This window comes from Clostridium sp., from assembly GCF_036781005.1.
Taxonomy (GTDB): domain Bacteria; phylum Bacillota; class Clostridia; order Clostridiales; family Clostridiaceae; genus Clostridium_B.
The window spans coordinates 33,132-51,530 of sequence record NZ_DAIQBT010000013.1 but is presented as its reverse complement, the minus strand read 5'-3'; the positions used below and the strand labels follow the sequence as shown (position 1 = coordinate 51,530).

13 protein-coding genes are annotated in these 18,399 nt (G+C 30.9%); 11 read left to right on the top strand and 2 right to left on the bottom strand.

What is annotated here, in order from left to right:
• Nucleotides 1-12 precede the first annotated feature (12 nt).
• Complete coding sequence (locus V7Q02_RS07315) at nucleotides 13-633, top strand: DUF1836 domain-containing protein (protein WP_333860348.1); 621 nt, start codon at nucleotides 13-15, stop codon at nucleotides 631-633.
• 55 nt (nucleotides 634-688) lie between these two features.
• Here the strand turns inward: V7Q02_RS07315 and V7Q02_RS07310 are convergent, their stop codons facing one another.
• The gene (locus V7Q02_RS07310) at nucleotides 689-1,321 is read right to left on the bottom strand and encodes a RusA family crossover junction endodeoxyribonuclease (RefSeq protein ID WP_333860347.1); all 633 of its coding nucleotides are present in this window, start codon (nucleotides 1,319-1,321) and stop codon (nucleotides 689-691) included.
• A gap of 171 nt (nucleotides 1,322-1,492) precedes the next feature.
• Between V7Q02_RS07310 and tsaD the strand changes: the two genes are divergently transcribed.
• From tsaD to V7Q02_RS07285, 5 genes are all read left to right on the top strand, one after another.
• A complete protein-coding gene (tsaD, locus tag V7Q02_RS07305; protein WP_333860346.1) occupies nucleotides 1,493-2,518 on the top strand; it encodes a tRNA (adenosine(37)-N6)-threonylcarbamoyltransferase complex transferase subunit TsaD in 1,026 nt (341 codons plus the stop codon).
• Between the two features lie 478 nt (nucleotides 2,519-2,996).
• Nucleotides 2,997-6,446, top strand: coding sequence for a pyruvate carboxylase (locus tag V7Q02_RS07300; protein ID WP_333860345.1), 3,450 nt, complete (start codon nucleotides 2,997-2,999; stop codon nucleotides 6,444-6,446).
• A 242-nt stretch (nucleotides 6,447-6,688) separates the two neighbouring features.
• The gene (locus V7Q02_RS07295; protein WP_333860344.1) at nucleotides 6,689-7,543 is read left to right on the top strand and encodes a patatin-like phospholipase family protein; all 855 of its coding nucleotides are present in this window, start codon (nucleotides 6,689-6,691) and stop codon (nucleotides 7,541-7,543) included.
• Between the two features lie 82 nt (nucleotides 7,544-7,625).
• Nucleotides 7,626-10,547, top strand: coding sequence for an insulinase family protein (locus V7Q02_RS07290; RefSeq protein WP_333860343.1), 2,922 nt, complete (start codon nucleotides 7,626-7,628; stop codon nucleotides 10,545-10,547).
• A 213-nt stretch (nucleotides 10,548-10,760) separates the two neighbouring features.
• Complete coding sequence (locus V7Q02_RS07285; RefSeq protein ID WP_333860342.1) at nucleotides 10,761-11,294, top strand: response regulator; 534 nt, start codon at nucleotides 10,761-10,763, stop codon at nucleotides 11,292-11,294.
• 56 nt (nucleotides 11,295-11,350) lie between these two features.
• On the opposite strand, the gene V7Q02_RS07280 is transcribed toward V7Q02_RS07285, so the two are convergent.
• Entirely contained in the window at nucleotides 11,351-13,261 is a 1,911-nt protein-coding gene (locus V7Q02_RS07280; RefSeq protein WP_333860341.1) for an ABC-F family ATP-binding cassette domain-containing protein, read from the bottom strand.
• A gap of 307 nt (nucleotides 13,262-13,568) precedes the next feature.
• Between V7Q02_RS07280 and V7Q02_RS07275 the strand changes: the two genes are divergently transcribed.
• From V7Q02_RS07275 to V7Q02_RS07255, 5 genes are all read left to right on the top strand, one after another.
• Nucleotides 13,569-14,201: a redox-sensing transcriptional repressor Rex gene (locus V7Q02_RS07275; RefSeq protein ID WP_333860340.1), complete on the top strand. Its 633-nt coding sequence runs from the start codon at nucleotides 13,569-13,571 to the stop codon at nucleotides 14,199-14,201.
• 214 nt (nucleotides 14,202-14,415) lie between these two features.
• A complete protein-coding gene (locus tag V7Q02_RS07270; RefSeq protein ID WP_333860339.1) occupies nucleotides 14,416-15,195 on the top strand; it encodes a short-chain-enoyl-CoA hydratase in 780 nt (259 codons plus the stop codon).
• A 178-nt stretch (nucleotides 15,196-15,373) separates the two neighbouring features.
• Complete coding sequence (locus V7Q02_RS07265; RefSeq protein ID WP_333860338.1) at nucleotides 15,374-16,513, top strand: acyl-CoA dehydrogenase; 1,140 nt, start codon at nucleotides 15,374-15,376, stop codon at nucleotides 16,511-16,513.
• Nucleotides 16,514-16,529: 16 nt separating this feature from the next.
• Nucleotides 16,530-17,315 (top strand): electron transfer flavoprotein subunit beta/FixA family protein, encoded by a 786-nt coding sequence (locus tag V7Q02_RS07260; protein ID WP_333860337.1) that lies wholly within the window; start codon nucleotides 16,530-16,532, stop codon nucleotides 17,313-17,315.
• Between the two features lie 19 nt (nucleotides 17,316-17,334).
• Complete coding sequence (locus V7Q02_RS07255) at nucleotides 17,335-18,339, top strand: electron transfer flavoprotein subunit alpha/FixB family protein (RefSeq protein WP_333860336.1); 1,005 nt, start codon at nucleotides 17,335-17,337, stop codon at nucleotides 18,337-18,339.
• Nucleotides 18,340-18,399: the final 60 nt, after the last annotated feature.

The window sequence follows — 18,399 nt, the reverse complement described above, 5'->3', positions numbered from 1 at the left end:
GGAGGATATTTTATGTACAAAGATCTATTGGAAAAATTGATAAAGGAGTTTGGTGATTTTACACAGTTGAAACTTGAAAATATACCGGATATAGATTTATATATGGATCAGGTTACAACTCTTATGGAAGAAAAATTAGCACATTTAAAGAGAACAGAAGGAGAAAGCACTCTCACTAAGACTATGATAAATAATTATACTAAATCGGGAATACTTATGCCTCCTAAAAAGAAAAAATATTCTAAACAACATATTATATTGATAGTATTGACATATTATTTAAAACAGATTTTATCTATAGGGGATATACAAAAATTATTTTCTCCTATAGTAACTTCTATAATAAAAGGGGAAGATCGCAGGGAGGAGTTGAATGGAATATATAAACATTTCCTAAAAATTGAAGAAAGTGAAATAGAAAATTTTATAAAGAATTTTCAACATGAAATTGAAGTAGAAAATATTCTTGAAATTGAAGGGAATGATGAGAAACTAAATGCTGAAAGTAAGTTTCAGTTAGAGGGTGAGAAGGATATAATTCATCTTATACTAGTTGTAATTATGTTGGTTGTAAAGGCAAATATAGAAAAGAGGATGGCTGAAAAGATAATTGATAATTTTTTTACAAAGTAAAAATATACATAAATTTATTTATAAGTTTTAAAATAAATTTATGTATATTTCATCATTATTTAAATAATTTATTAAAGCATTTTTTACATAGTATGGTTTTACCTTTATTGGCAGATATTATATCATATTTGGATACTTTTTTTCCACAGATTTCACAGTGACATTTTATATATTCGCTACTGTAATTTAACACTTTCACTGGTTTTCTCAGCTTGTTTTTTTTATTAGGGGGAGGAGAATAATTTATAGGTTCTTTTAATACAGGATTTTCTGAAATTTTATACTCTATGTTATATAAACTTTCTCCAAATAGTTCTAATTCAAAGCGAGGATTGTCCTTATCATAGAATTCTTCTATAATTATTTTTCTTATTTGTGCATCATTTACTATTAATCCACTTTTTTCAATCCCATCAAATATACTTTTGGTTATATTATTTGTATCTGGATGTCTTTTTTTGCTTTTATAATATACCTTAAGTACTGCTATTAGAGATTCAGACAACACAAGTCCAGGATTTTGATTTCTACATTCGTAGGCTATCTGCTCCTCATACAGAGCATATCTATCATGATATTTACCTGAGTTATAGGGTAGTATAGCTCTTCCACGTATATTGAATAATTTAAAATTTGATTTTGATATGGGGGAACCACTGATAATTACTTTTGCGTAGGGGTTATTCATTTTTTTATCTCCAGTATTTATAGATTAAATATTTTTTATTAAAAGATCGTATTGTTTAAATATATCATAATTTTAGCTTTCATAGGATATTTTAATCTATTATCTTGTATTTTTAATAAACTAATACTAAAATAAGTACAGTTAAATAACATTTAAGAAAGGTATAAAATTATGGATAAAGATTTAAAAATACTTGCCATTGAAAGCAGCTGTGATGAAACTTCTGCCGCTGTGGTGCTTAATGGAAGATGGGTATTGTCCAATATAATATCTTCACAGATAGATATTCATAAAAAATTCGGAGGAGTAGTACCTGAAGTAGCCTCCAGAAAGCATATAGAAGTTATAAGTGTAGTAGTAGAACAGGCTTTGGAGGAGGCTAAAATAACACTGAAAGATATAGATGCTATAGGAGTTACTTATGGACCCGGCCTTGTGGGAGCGCTTCTTGTGGGGCTGCAATATGCAAAGGCATTATCCTATGCTTTAGAAAAACCTTTAATAGGGGTTAATCACATAGAAGGACATATAAGTGCTAATTTTATACAATATAAGGATTTAAAGCCGCCTTTTGTATGTCTTGTAGTATCCGGAGGCCATACCTATTTAGTGCATATGAAAGATTACGGGAAATTTGAGGTATTGGGACAGACAAGAGATGATGCTGCAGGAGAAGCGTACGATAAAATTGCAAGAGCCTTAGGTCTTGGGTATCCTGGAGGACCTAAAATTGACAGTATAGCAAAAGAAGGAAATCCAGATGCTATTAAATTTCCAAGAGCAAATTTTCATGATAATAAATCCTTGGATTTTTCTTTTAGTGGTTTAAAATCTTCAGTACTTAACTATTTGAATCAAAAAGATATGAAAAAAGAAGATATAAATAAGGCAGATGTAGCTGCTTCTTTTCAAAAAGCTGTAGTTAGTTTTTTAGTAGACAATTCATTAAAGGCATGTAAATTTAAAAATGCAAATAAAATAGCAGTGGCAGGAGGGGTAGCCTCAAATACTTGTCTTAGGGAAACCTTTAAAAGGGAGGCAATTAAAAACAAAGTAGATGTTTTATTTCCTGAACCGGTACTTTGTACCGATAATGCAGCTATGATAGGCAGTGCAGCTTACTTTGAATATATGAAAGGAAATAGAAGTCCCTTAAATTTAAATGCAATTCCAAATTTAAAGCTGGGGGAAAGATAATATATACTTTTGAGTCAAATTCCACTTAAATCTTTGAATCACTTTATCGAAATAATTCAAAAAAATGTAACATATGTGACACTAAATTAAAGGGCATATATGTTATTATTATTACTATATTTACATATAATATAGAGTAGCATAATTATTATATATAATACACTATTTACAAAAGCAATTTTAAGATATATAATAATTTGTGTTGAGATTGATTTTTTATATAAAAAAAAGTTGCAAATATTACTTTGTTTTATAACTTTAGTTTATGATAAATAACCATATAAGTATGTTTACACATACTATCATGTGTATAACACAGGGATATTTTAGGATAATTAGTTATACTTAATATATGCAAGGATAAAAACAATAAAATTCAATTGAAATAATTTTAATACTTATATATAATAGTACTATATTGTTTGAATTTAATACTAGTTGTTAATAAATATGCAAACTATATTTTTTATAAAAGGGGATGATTGATTTGGCAAATAAATTTAAAAGAGTTTTAGTGGCCAATAGAGGAGAAATCGCTATAAGAATATTTAGGGCATGTGAAGAATTAGGTATAACTACCGTTGCGATATATTCAAAGGAAGATAAAAGAGCCCTCTTTAGAACTAAAGCAGATGAATCTTATCTATTAAGTAGTGACAAAGGCCCTATTGAGGCATATTTAGATATTGATGAAATAATAGATATAGCCTTAAAGAAAAAGATTGATGCAATACATCCAGGCTATGGTTTTTTAGCGGAAAATCCTGAACTGGCAAAAAAATGTGAACAAGCAGGTATTGAATTTATAGGACCTACTTCGTCTATGATGGAAATGCTTGGAGACAAGATAAAATCCAAAATTGCTGCTAAAAAAGCAGGAGTTCCCACAATACCTGGAATACAGGAACCTATAAGAACAGAAGAACAAGCTGTTGAATTTGCAAGATATTGTGGATATCCTGTTATGGTTAAAGCAGCTGCTGGCGGCGGCGGCAGGGGAATGAGAATAGTAAGGGAAGAAAAGGATCTTTTAGAATCTTATAATAGTGCCAAAAGTGAATCTATGAAGGCCTTTGGTTCAGAAGATATATTTATTGAAAAATATATTGAAAGTCCAAAACATATAGAAGTTCAGATTCTCGGGGACAAACATGGCAATGTAGTTCATTTATATGAAAGGGATTGTTCCATACAAAGAAGGCATCAGAAAGTAATAGAATTTACACCTTCTATAGCATTATCAGATGAAAAAAGAAAAGAGATATGTGAAGATGCCTTAAAGATTGCAAGAAGTGTAGGATATAGAAGTGCAGGTACTTTGGAGTTTTTGGTGGATAAACATAATAACCATTATTTTATAGAAATGAATACTAGAATTCAAGTTGAACACACAGTAACTGAAATGGTTACAGGAATAGATTTAGTTCAAAGTCAGATATTGGTTGCAGAAGGATATGAATTGGATTCCAAAGAGATAGGGATAAAGTCTCAAGATGATATAAAGATGAATGGCTATGCTATTCAATGTAGAATTACCACAGAGGATCCATTAAATAATTTTGCTCCAGATACTGGAAGAATTGATATGTATAGGACTGGTTCCGGTTTTGGTATAAGACTTGACGGAGGTAATGGATTTACAGGAGCCGTCATAAGTCCTTATTATGACAGTTTGCTTGTAAAAAATATATCCTGGGCAAGGACTTTTGAAGATGCCATAAGAAAATCAATACGTTCTATAAAAGAAACTATTATATCTGGAGTGAAAACCAACAGTGACTTCTTAATCAATGTTTTAAAACATGAAAGATTTATAAAAGGAGAATGTGATACTAATTTTATTGCAGATACTCCAGAACTCTTTAATATAACTCCAAAACTTGATCCAGAACTTAGTATAATGAAGTATATAGGAGAAAAAGTAGTAAATGAAACTCGTGGTAAAAAGCCTTCCTTCAATGTACCTGTAGTTCCTAAGGTGGACGAAAGTCTCAGACCAAAAGGTACAAAGCAGATATTGGATGAACAAGGATCACAGGGGTTGGTTAATTGGATAAAGTCTCAAAATAAACTTTTGGTTACGGATACTACTATGAGGGATGCCCATCAATCACTTATGGCAACCAGGGTTAGAACTAGGGATATGGAAAAAATAGCAGCAGCTCAATCTGTTTTAGCCGGAGATATATTTTCTATGGAAATGTGGGGAGGAGCAACTTTCGATGTAGCATATAGATTCTTGAAAGAATGTCCATGGGAAAGAGTTGAAAAACTCAGAGAAAAAATACCTAATGTATTATTCCAGATGCTTTTAAGAGGAGCTAATGCAGTGGGATATAAAAATTATCCAGACAATGTTATAAGAGACTATATAACAGAATCTGCAAAAGTGGGTATTGATGTATTTAGGATATTTGACTCCTTGAATTGGCTCAAGGGAATGGAAGTTGCAATAGATCAGGTATTAAAAGAAGGCAAAATAGCAGAAGCATGCATGTGTTATACAGGAGATATACTAGACAGCAGCAGAGGAAAATATACTCTTAAATATTATGTAAATTTAGCTAAAGAAATAGAAAAGACAGGAACTCATATTTTAGGTATAAAAGATATGTCTGGATTGTTGAAACCTTATGCAGCATATGAGCTTATAAAAGCACTTAAAGACGAGATATCAATACCAGTACATCTTCATACTCATGATACCACAGGTAATGGAGTTGCAACTGTACTTATGGCTACTCAAGCAGGTGTTGACATAGCGGATCTTGCATTTAACAGTATGTCAGGTCTTACCAGCCAACCAGCGTTGAATTCTGTGGTTGCGGCACTTAAAAATACAGAAAGAGATACAGGGCTGGATGCAGACAATCTCCAGAAAATAGCTAATTACTGGGAAGATGTCAGACCCGTATATAGTCAATTTGAATCAGGACTTAAGTCAAGTACTGCAGAAATATACAAGTATGAAATTCCAGGAGGACAGTATTCCAACTTGAAACCACAAGTTGAAAGTTTTGGACTTGGAGATAGATTTGAAGATATAAAGGAAATGTATAAAAAGGTAAATACTTTAGTAGGAGATATAGTTAAGGTTACACCTTCTTCTAAAATGGTAGGAGATTTGGCTATATTTATGGTGCAAAACAATTTAGATGAAAATACTATATATGAAAAAGGAAAGACTTTGAATTTCCCTGATTCTACAGTTTCATATTTCCAGGGAATGATGGGTCAACCTATGGGAGGATTTCCAAAAGAATTACAAAAGCTAGTATTGAAGGGAGAAAAACCTTTAGAGGGGAGACCAGGGGAATTCCTTCCTCCAGAAGATTTTGAAAAAATAGAAGAATATTTGACTAAAAAGTTTAAGAGAAAGTTTAATAAAAAAGAGATTTTAAGTTATGCTCTCTATTCTGATGTATTTGAGGATTACTTGAAGTTTATAAATGAATATGGTGACCTCAGCCGTATGGAAAGTGATGTATTCTTCTATGGACTAACTGAAGGAGAAATGTGTGAAGTTGAAATAGGAGAAGGAAAAAGCTTATTTATGCAGCTTCTAGATATTACTAAAGTTAATGCTGAAGGGTGTAGATTTCTGGTATTTGAAGTTAATGGAAATAAGAGAGATATACAAATTAAAGATAAGCATGCCTTTGAAGGAGGTTCAGCAGTTCAACAAGCTGAAGCAGTTATGGCCGATGAGGACAATGAGAAGGAAATTGGAGCGAGTATACCTGGAAGCGTTATTAAAGTGCTTGTGAAGGCAGGAGATGAAATTGAAGAAGGGCAGACTTTAATCGTAATAGAAGCAATGAAAATGGAGACCAATGTTACTGCAACTGTTTCAGGTGTTGTAGAAGGAGTCTTTGTAAAAGAAGGTCAAAGGGTTAAAACTGGTGAACTTTTAGTTAAGTTAAAGTAAACTGGTTTCAAAATAAAAGTTTTATGATTTAACCAAAAACAATTTTTATTCTAAAATAACTGTAATATTTATTAATTATATAAGTATGCACTATTCAAAATTTTTTATCTTAAAAAATTTTGAATAGTGCTATTTTTTATAGTTTATTATTTGAAATAGATAACTTCACTAACTTAACCAGTTATGTTAAAATATATTAACAATCAAAGTATATAATTAGTCAGAAGTGAGGTGCAGAGTATATGGAAAATATAGGTTTGGTTTTGGAAGGAGGAGGTATGCGAGGGCTATATACCACAGGCGTATTGGATTTTTTCATGGAAAAAGATTTGTATTTTCCATATGTTATAGGGGTATCTATGGGGGCTTGTAATGGGCTTTCATATGTATCTAGGCAGAAGGGCAGAAATAAAAATATAAATATAAATTATGTAAATGATCCAAGATACTTAAGTTATAAAAATCTAATAATAAAAAAAGAACTGTTTGGTTCAGAATTTATATTTGATGAGCTGCCTAATAAATTAGAAATATTTGATATAGAAACTTTTACCAAGGCAAAGGAGAAATTTGTAGTTGCTGTTACAGATTGTGATAAAGGCGAAGCTGTGTATTTTGAAAAGAGTGAATGCAAGGATAAAGATGTATATGATGTAGTGAAAGCTTCAAGCAGCCTGCCTTTTATGGCACCTGTTGTGAAGTTCCAGGGATTAAATCTATTGGATGGAGGAGTGGCGGATCCTATACCTATAAAAAAATCTATAAAGGATGGAAATAATAAAAATGTGATTATTTTAACCAGAAATGAGGGATATGTTAAGAAACCTTTTAAGATGAAATTTCTGGCACGAAAAATATATTCGCAGCATAAAGGACTGGCAGACGCCATAGTGTATAGGCATAAAAAATATAACAGTACCCTGAATTATATAGAAAAGCTGGAGAAGGAAGGTAGAGCTTTTGTTATAAGACCTGGTGAAATTTTAAAGGTTAGAAGAATAGAAAAAGATAAAAATAAACTTATAGAATTATATAATCAAGGTTATAGAGAAGCATCACAGTGCTATGATAAATTACAAGAATGGATTAAACAATAAAAGTAAAGTATATAAATATAAGTTGTGATTTTAGTTAATGATATTAGTAAAATATATAAGATTATAGGAGAGATTTTGTGATATGGATTTAGGGAAAATATATAATGGTTTTAAGCTATTAGAGAAAAAGAATATAAAAGAAATAAACTCCATAGGAATGCTTTTTTATCATGAAAAAAGCGGAGCAAGGTTATTTTTTTTGAAAAATGAAGACGAAAACAAAGTGTTCTCAGTGAGTTTTAGAACTCCTCCTGATGACAGCACTGGAGTTGCACACATACTTGAACATTCTGTGCTTTGTGGTTCTAGAAAGTTTGCTGTAAAGGAACCTTTTGTAGAATTGATAAAAGGTTCTCTAAATACATTTTTAAATGCAATGACCTTTCCAGACAAGACTATGTACCCTGTAGCCAGTGTGAATAATAAGGATTTTTTGAATCTTATGGATGTGTATTTAGATGCGGTTTTTTATCCTAATATATATAAGTATCCAGAAATTATGATGCAAGAGGGATGGCATTATGAACTAGATAGTAAAGATAAGGAAATAACTTATAAAGGGGTAGTTTATAACGAGATGAAGGGAGCTTTCTCATCTCCAGAATCCATATTGTTTAGAAAGATATCAGAATCATTGTATCCAGATACTCAATACGGGGTGGAATCAGGAGGAGATCCAGATATAATACCGCAGTTAACTCAACAACAATTTTTGGCTTTTCATAGTAAGTATTATCATCCTTCTAATAGTTATATATATTTATATGGGGATATGGATATACTTGAAAAATTAGAATTTATAGATAGAGAATATTTAAGTAATTTTAATAAAAGACAAATAGATTCCACTATATTGGAGCAGGTTCCCTTTGATTTACAAAAGGAAATGACTATAAAATACCCAATTTCAAGTGGTGAAAAGGAAGAAGATAAAACTTTTCTAAGTATAAATTATTCAGTAGGAAAAGTTATAGATAATGAATTATATCTAGGCTTTGACATACTTGAACATTTGCTTTTAGAGACGCCTTCTTCCCCACTTAAAAAGGCTTTAATTGATGCGAATATAGGAAAAGATGTATTTGGAATATTTGAGGCTAGTATGCTTCAGCCCATTTTTAGCGTAATAGTTAAAAATTCTAATCAGGACAAAAAGAATGATTTTAAAGAATTGGTGGAGAAAACTTTAGAATGTATTGTAAATAAAGGCATTGATAGGAAGCTTATAGAATCTTCCATCAATATAAAAGAATTTCAGCTCAGGGAAGCGGATTATAAGGGATATCCTAAAGGGTTAATATATGGAATGAAGTGTATGGATAGCTGGCTGTATGATGGAGAACCTTGGACACATCTTTCCTACGAGGAGGTATTAAATAAGATAAAATCTCAAGTGGATAATAATTATTTTGAGAATCTTATAAGTAAATATATTTTAAAGAATGCCCATAGTTCCATGTTAATAGTTGAACCTGAAAAGGGGCTGGCGGAGAAAAAAGAAGCACAATTAAAGAAAAAGTTGAAAGATTTCAAGGAAAGTATTTCATCTAATGATATAGATAATATAATCAAGAATACTTTAAAGTTGAAAGAAAGGCAAAATATAAAAGACAGTAAAGAGGATTTGATGAAAATACCTCTTCTTGAAATATCGGATATAGATCCCCATTCTAAAAAATTAGAAATTATAGAGAGGGAAGAAAATAAGATAAAAGTATTGTTTTATCCCGTATTTACTAATGGCATATATTATATAAATTTATATTTTGATACTCAGGGAGTAAAAGAAGATTTAATACCATATTTATCACTTTTAAGTACGGTACTTGGAAAGGTTAGTACTAAAAATTATAATTATGAGGATTTGACAAAAGAAATAAATATATATACAGGTGGAATAGGTTATTCACCGCAGATATTTGGAGAAAATAACAGCAGCAGGGAATTTTATCCCAAATTTATAGTTAAGTCTAAAGTGTTGGTTAATAATCTGGAAAAATTAATTCTGCTATTAAATGACATAATAAATCATACCAGATTCGATGAAAAAAAGAGGCTAAAAGAAATAATTCAAGAGACTAAATCCAGAATGGAAATGACTATGTTTCAAAGAGGTCATATAGTGGTTGCAAATCATGTTTGTTCCTATTTCTCACCTATGAGTAGATATGAGGATATATTAGGAGGATTGGAATTCTATAATTTTATATGCCAGCTGGAAAAAAATTTTGAAGACAGGGTAGAGGATATAACAGTAAAGTTAAAAGAAGTTTCTAGTGAGGTATTTAATAAGAGAAATTTGATTATAAATTTAACTTGTGAAGAAAAGGATTATGATATTTTTCAGAGTAAAGTAGATAAACTGATTTCCGAATTAAAAGATAAAGAGGTAACCAAGGTAAGATATAAATTTGATTTACAGGCTAAAAATGAAGGTCTCATGACTTCTTCAAAAGTTCAATATGTAGCTAAGGCTTACAATTATATGGAGCTTGGATATAACTATACTGGGAAGCTCTTGGTTTTAAAAGCAATAGCTAATTATGAATATTTGTGGAATCAAGTAAGAGTTCAAGGGGGAGCTTATGGAAGTTTTGCTTCTTTTCAAAAGAATGGTAATGCATTTTTTACCTCCTATAGAGATCCTAATTTGAAACATACTGTTGAAGTTTATGATAATGCAGCGGAATATTTTAAAAATTTTAAAGCAGATAGCAGGCAAATGACTAAATATATAATAGGAACTATATCTGATTTGGATTTTCCTCTATCGCCTTCCATGAAGGGAGAACGTGCTGCTGAATATAATATAAAGCATATAACTTATGAAGATTTGCAAAGAGAAAGGGAAGAAATACTAAATACTAAAGAAGAAGATATAATTTCTTTTGCAGAGTTGATTCATAGTGTTATGGATAAGGACAATATATGTGTAATGGGAAATGAAGACATACTAAGGGATAATAAAGATATATTTAAAAATTTAGTAAATTTATTTGAGTAGTTATTAAAATATGTAGTAACTTTAATTTAGAGGTTAAATTCCACAGTGTAATAATTTGATTTATACTGTGGATTAAGTTTTTGTATTATATGGAGTGTTTTTAATGTATAAGTAAGCGTAATTCATTTCGCATTTTTAATGCTAAAATTTAGTTGAAAAATAATGGTTTATGATTTAATATATAGAGTATATAAAGAATATGGTGGTGAAACCATGAAAAGGATATTGTTAGTAAACGATTGTAAGCTTGAAAGTATTATTATGAAAGATAAGTTAGTAAATATGGGTTATCAGGTAGAAACTTGCAATGAGTATGGTGTCTTTTCAAAAATTAGCAGATTTAATCCAGAAGTTGTCATAGTGAATTTTGTAATGAAAGAAATTACTGGAGACAAGCTTGCGGAAAAAATAAAAATCAAAAAACCCAACATGGTCTGTATACTTTCCTCCTGTGATAAAATAAATTTTAAACATTTTAGTGAAAAAGGAGTAGATGAAGTTATAAATACACCTATAGAGGAAAAAGAACTTTCTATGCTGATAAATAAAACCATATCAAAGTGTCAGGCAAAGGATATTGAGCCTGAAGATGTTAAAATTGAACATAAAGAAGATAGTGAGATTCAACAAGGTGATGTATTAACCATATTGAAAAAGGTAATTTTGTTTTGTCCTCATTGTGGAGGAAAATTAAGAAATGAAAGTGATTCTTTTACATTTTGTCCATACTGTGGTGAAAAACTATAATAGAAAATTTTTGTAGAGAGCCTTAGAATACAGTTCTAAGGCTCTCTATATTTATTCTAAAACATTTCTTCCCAAGTGTCATATAAATCATCCAGTTTATTTTGTACAGTTAAAATTTCCGTATGTATTTTACTGCTCTTATCAGGGTCTGAATAAACTTCTTCCAGACATAGTTTTTGTTGTAGTTCTAATATATAATCTTCCAATTTTGATATTTGTTCTTCTGTAGTTTTTATGAGAAGGTTTTTTTTACGTTGTTCTTTTTCCTCATCTTTTTTTCTTTTCTTATCATATTTGATTTGAGTCTTTGTTTTTGAGATACTTATTTCTTCTTGGAATCTCAGGGGGTTTTTTTTCTTTTCTGTGTAATAGGTATAATTACCTACATATTCTTTTATTTCATTTTTATTTAATTCATATATTCTATTTATTGATTTATTTAAAAAATATCTGTCATGAGATATTACAAGTACAGTACCATCATAGTCCAATAAAGCTTCCTCTAAGGCTTCACGAGAAGCTATATCTAAGTGATTTGTAGGCTCATCCAGAAGTAAAAAATTAGATTTAGACAGCATTAGTTTTAATAGATTTATCCTACATTTTTCACCGCCACTTAAAGAAGAAATTTTTTTAAATACATCTTCTCCTGTAAATAGGAAACTGGCTAATGCATTCCTGATTTCAGTAGTAGTAAATTTTGGGAATTTATCCCATATTTCATCTATAATAGTTTTTTCAGGATCCAAATCGGATTGTTCCTGATCATAATACCCTATTATAGTGTTTTTACCAAGTTTGCAAATCCCAGAATTAGACTTTATTTCTCCCATAATTATTTTAAAGAGAGTGGTCTTACCACAGCCATTTTTGCCTACAATGGCTGTTTTATCACCTTTTTTTACTTGAAAATTTAAATTCTCAAATAATAGCTTTTCATTAAATTTTTTGCTTAGGTTTTCTACATATAGTACATCGTTACCACTATTTATTTGAGTCTTGAATATTATATTTTTTATTTTTACATCTTTATCAGGAGGAGGAAGTCTATCCATTCTATCCAGCATTTTTTGACGGCTTTCTGCTGCCCTTATGCTTTTTTCTCTATTGAAGGATCTATATTTTTCTATAATTTCTTCCTGCTTTTTTATTTCCATCTGTTGTATGTTATATGCTTTTAATTGAATTTCATAGTTCTTTTCTTTAAGTTTTAAAGAGGTTGTATAATTCCCATTGTAAAAATTTATGTGACCATTTATAAGTTCCATAGTTGACTGTGTTATAGTATCTAAAAAATATCTATCATGGGATATTATAATTATAGTGCCCTTGTAGGATTTTAGATAGTCTTCAAGCCATTCTATAGCTTCAAGATCCAGGTGATTTGTGGGTTCGTCCAGTAAAAGTATATCTGGTTTTGTCAAAAGTAACTTACAAAGGGCAACTCTTGTTTTCTTACCTCCACTTAGTATCTTTATAGAACTGTAGAATTCATCCATAGAGAATCCTAAGCCTGTTAAAATTTTATTTATTTCTGCTTTGTATGTATACCCCTCTCTATTCTTGTAAAGTTCTGAATAGGTAGTGTAGTCATTAATCAATTTGTTTCTATAGTTTTCATCCTCGGAATTATAAGGTTGATTCATTAAAATTTCTAATTTGTTTAATTTATTCTCTAAGTCAGTTATGTCTTGGAATACAGTTAGCATTTCGTCATATATGGTATTTGAAGAGTCTAATGATAAATGCTGAGTTAGATATCCTATTGTTTTAGTTTTATCTATAAACATATCTCCACCATCTGGAGTTAGCTTATTAGTTAAGATTTCAAACAGAGTAGATTTTCCTGCTCCATTTGGACCTATTAGTGCTACACGATCTCCTTCATTTATATTGAAAGTTACATTTTCTAATATGACATCTGTTCCATAACTCTTATGAATATTTTTACAGCTTAAAATAATCATAGTAATAACACCTTCCTCAATTTAATATTTTACTATGTAAAATGACTTTTTTGTAGATTTTATTTTAAATATAGAGAGTATTTATTGATATAATAGAAATCATTGATATAATAGATATAATATAAATATTGAAAAACCTTAATAAAAAATATAAAATAATAAAAAATAGGAGATTAACATATGTTATAATTGAGATAATACTATATAGCAATAGAATTGAATTATAAACTTATAGTTAGTATAATTATTTTGATATGTAAATTTTAGTATGTAATTAAAACATATAGTTATGGATATGAGGTGCGGTATGGATAAGAAAAAAGGTATATCAATGTCTGTTATAAAGAGGCTGCCTAAATATCACAGGTATTTAGGCAATCTAATGAGAAATGATGTAGATAGAATATCTTCAAAGGAGTTAAGTGAAAAGATAGGATTTACAGCTTCACAAATAAGGCAGGATTTAAACTGTTTCGGAGATTTCGGTCAACAAGGATATGGGTACAATGTAAGTGAATTGTACAGTCAGATGTGCAATATACTTGGACTTACAAAGGTATATAAAACGGTCATAATAGGTGCAGGGAATATAGGGCAAGCTATATCTAATTATATCGGTTTTGAAAAATTAGGCTTTGAATTGAGGGCTATATTTGACATAAATCCCAAACTCATAGGTATCAGTATTAGGGATATTGAAATAAGAGATATAGATTATCTGGGTGATTATCTAAGAGAAAATGGTATAGATATAGGCATAATATGTGTTCCTAGTAATAATGGCCAGAAGGTTTGTAATATTTTAGTTAAAAATGGAGTAAAAGGTATATGGAATTTTGCCCCAGTAGATCTTATTGTACCAGAGGATGTGAAGGTAGAAAATGTTCATTTAAGTGATAGTTTATTGACTCTAAGCTGTCTTCTGAACGATATAGAATAATCCTTATAGCTGTATATTTCTATGGTCGATTTTAAAATGAAATATTAGATAAAATTTATTTAATATTTTATATTAATTTATATTGAAATATATAAGGTTAAGGTATATAATAATAAGTGAAGTGAAAACTTCAATTATTTTTAAGTGTATTTGTGATATTATTAACAATACTTTGTTAATGTTACTTTTAAGAGGTTTAGGAGGGAGGAGTAATATGGAATTTAAAAATATCATTCTTGAAAAGGATGGAAATGTAGCTCTGCTGACAATAAATAGGCCTAAGGCAATGAATGCATTGAATTCGGACACTTTAAAAGAAATAGATGCAGCAATAGATAATATTGCTGAAGATGAAAATGTATACGCTGTGATACTTACAGGTGCAGGCAAGGCTTTTGTAGCAGGAGCAGATATAACTGAAATGAAAGACTTAAATACAGTTGAAGGAAGAAAATTTGGAGTGCTTGGTAATAAAGTATTTAGAAAACTAGAAAAATTAGATAAGCCAGTTATAGCAGCTGTGAATGGATTTGCACTGGGCGGTGGCTGTGAATTGTCTTTATCTTGTGATATAAGGATAGCTTCATCAAAGGCTAAATTTGGCCAACCAGAGGTTGGTCTTGGGATTACTCCAGGTTTTGGAGGTACTCAAAGGCTTCCAAGGACAGTAGGTGCAGGCATGGCCAAAGAACTTATATATACCGCTCAAATAATAAATGCAGAAGAAGCTCTAAGAATAGGATTAGTAAATAAAGTAGTTGAACCAGATAAATTACTAGAGGAAGTTAAAAATATAGCAAATACTATAGCTGCTAATGCACCTATAGCTGTTAAATTGTGTAAAGCTGCTATAAATCAAGGACTTCAGTGCGACATAGATACAGCTGTAGCGTATGAAGCAGAAGTATTTGGGGAATGTTTTGCTACAGAGGATCAAGAAGAAGGAATGACAGCATTTGTAGAAAAGAGAGACAAGGCTTTTAAAAATAAGTAATTTTACTGTGAATCAGATAAACGGCTTAAATACAAAGTTTAAGTTGTAATGACAACTCATTTTCAATAAAATTATGATCTTTATTTCGCTTAAAGGTTTACAAATAAAGATTATAAGAATAACAAATAAAAGCTATATGCTATATTTAGTATGAAAACTATTTAGGAGGTAAAAATAAATGGATTTTACGTTAACAAGGGAACAACAATTTGTAGAACAAATGGTAAGTGAATTTGCAGAAAATGAAGTTAAACCTCTAGCTGCTGAAGTAGATGAAACAGAAAGGTTTCCTCAAGAAACAGTAGATAAAATGGCTAGATATGGAATGTTGGGTATACCATTTCCAGTTGAATATGGTGGAACAGGTGGAGACACTTTATCCTACATCTTAACTGTAGAAGGTCTTTCAAAGGTATGCGCTACAACAGGTGTTATAGTTTCAGCACATACTTCACTTTGTGCAACACCTATTTATCAATTTGGTACAGAAGAACAAAAACAAAAATATTTAATTCCACTTGCAAAGGGAGAAAAACTTGGAGCATTTGGTTTAACTGAACCTAATGCAGGTACTGATGCATCTGGACAGCAGACAACAGCTGTTTTAGATGGAGATAATTATATATTAAATGGACAAAAAATATTCATTACAAATGGTGGAGCAGCAGATACTTTTGTTGTATTTGCAATGACAGATAGAAGTAAAGGAAATCATGGAATAACAGGATTTATAGTTGAAAAAGGAATGCCTGGTTTCTCCATAGGAAAACTTGAAGATAAGATGGGAATAAGAGGCTCATCGACTACAGAACTTATATTTGAAAATTGTAAAGTTCCAAAAGAAAATATGTTAGGAAAAGAAGGAAAAGGCTTTGGTATAGCAATGAAAACTCTTGATGGAGGAAGAATTGGTATAGCATCTCAGGCATTAGGTATAGCAGAAGGTGCTTTAGCTGAAGCTATTGCATACATGAAAGAAAGAAAACAATTTGGAAAATCCCTCAATAAATTTCAAGGATTATCATGGTATGTTGCTGAATTAGATACTAAAATACAAGCTGCAAAATACCTTGTTTATAAAGCAGCAGTAAATAAGGATAAAGGAGTTCCTTATTCAGTTGATGCTGCAAGAGCTAAATTAGCCGCAGCTACTGTAGCTATGGAAACTACAACAAAAGTTGTACAACTCTTTGGTGGATATGGATATACTAAAGATTATCCAGTAGAAAGAATGATGAGAGATGCTAAGATAACTGAAATATATGAAGGAACTTCAGAAGTACAAAAGATGGTTATTTCAGCAAATTTATTTAAATAAATAGGAGGAGTTCATAATGAAGATAGTTGTTTGCTTAAAGCAGGTACCAGATACAAACGAAGTTAAAATAGATCCAAAAACAGGAACATTGATAAGAGAAGGTGTTCCATCAATAATAAATCCAGATGACAAGAATGCCCTTGAAGAATCAATTGCTTTAAAAGAAAAAGTAGGAGGCACAGTTACAGTAGTAAGTATGGGACCTCCACAGGCACAAGATGCACTTAGAGAAGCTTTAGCTATGGGAGCTGACGAGGCAATATTGGTTTCAGATAGAGCTTTTGCAGGAGCAGATACTCAAGCTACTTCCTATGCATTAGCAGGAGCACTTAAAAATTTAGAATATGATTTAATATTTGCAGGGAGACAAGCTATAGATGGAGATACTGCACAGGTTGGACCTCAAATAGCAGAAAAATTGGGAATACCTCAGATAACATATGTAGAAAAAGTTGATGTAGATGGAGATGGAAAAACTTTAACAGTTCAAAGAGCTTGGGAAGATGGATATGAAGTAGCAAAAATTAAAACTCCATGTATGTTAACTGCTATAAAAGAATTAAATGAACCAAGATATATGAGTATGAATGGTATATTTGAAGTTTTCAACAAAGAAGTTAAAGTATGGAGTGCTGATGACTTAGATGTAGATAAGAGTATGCTCGGACTTAATGGTTCCTGCACAAAGGTTAAAAGATCACATACAAAAGAAGCAAAGGGAGCAGGAGAAATTGTTAATAAACCAGTAAAAGAAGCAGTAACATATTCAATTTCAAAATTAAGAGAAAAACACGTCATTTAATATATAGGAGGGGTTTAGAATGAACTTAGCAGAGTACAAAGGTGTATGGGTATTTGCTGAACAAAGAGATGGAGAACTACAAAAAGTAGCACTTCAATTGGTTGGAAAAGGAAGAGAATTAGCAGACACTTTAGGAGTAGAATTAACTGCTGTATTGCTTGGTAGTGAAGTAGATGATTTAGCAAAAGAATTAGTTGCACATGGAGCAGATAATGTTTTATATGCAGATAGTCCTCTTTTGAAACATTATACTACAGATGCTTACACTAAAGTAATAACTGAACTTATTGCAGAAAGAAAACCAGAAATATTACTTATCGGAGCTACATTTATCGGAAGAGATTTAGGACCAAGAGTTGCAGGTAGAGTTGGTACAGGTCTTACAGCAGACTGTACAGGACTTGATATAGAAGAGAAAACAAAGAATTTGATGATGACAAGACCTGCTTTTGGTGGAAACTTAATGGCAACTATAGCTTGCGAAAAAACAAGACCTCAGATGTCAACAGTAAGGCCAGGAGTTTTTGATGCACTTCCAAGAGATGCTTCAAAAGCTGGAAAAGTGGAAAAAATAGCTGCAAATGTTGCAAAAAGTGATATCAGAGTTGAGGTAGTTGAAGTAGTTAAATCTGCTAAAGATACTATAGATATTTCAGAAGCAGATGTAATTGTATCAGGTGGAAGAGGACTTGGAGGTCCAGATGGATTTAAAGTTCTTAAAGAGTTAGCAGATTTATTAGGTGGAACTATAGGTGGATCCCGTGCAACTATAGATGCTGGTTGGATAGATAAGAGTTATCAGGTTGGACAAACTGGTAAAACAGTAAGACCAAACCTTTATGTTGCATGCGGAATATCAGGTGCAATACAGCATTTAGCAGGTATGCAGGATAGTGGATTTATCGTAGCTATCAATAAAGATGAAAACGCTCCAATAATGCAAGTAGCAGACCTTGCTATTGTAGGAGATTTATATAAGGTTGTTCCAGAATTTGTAGCTCAAGTTAAAGCTTTAAATATTTAATTGATTCTATAAATATAAATATTTATAATCTATAAATAGTATTTCTATATGTTAGGAACC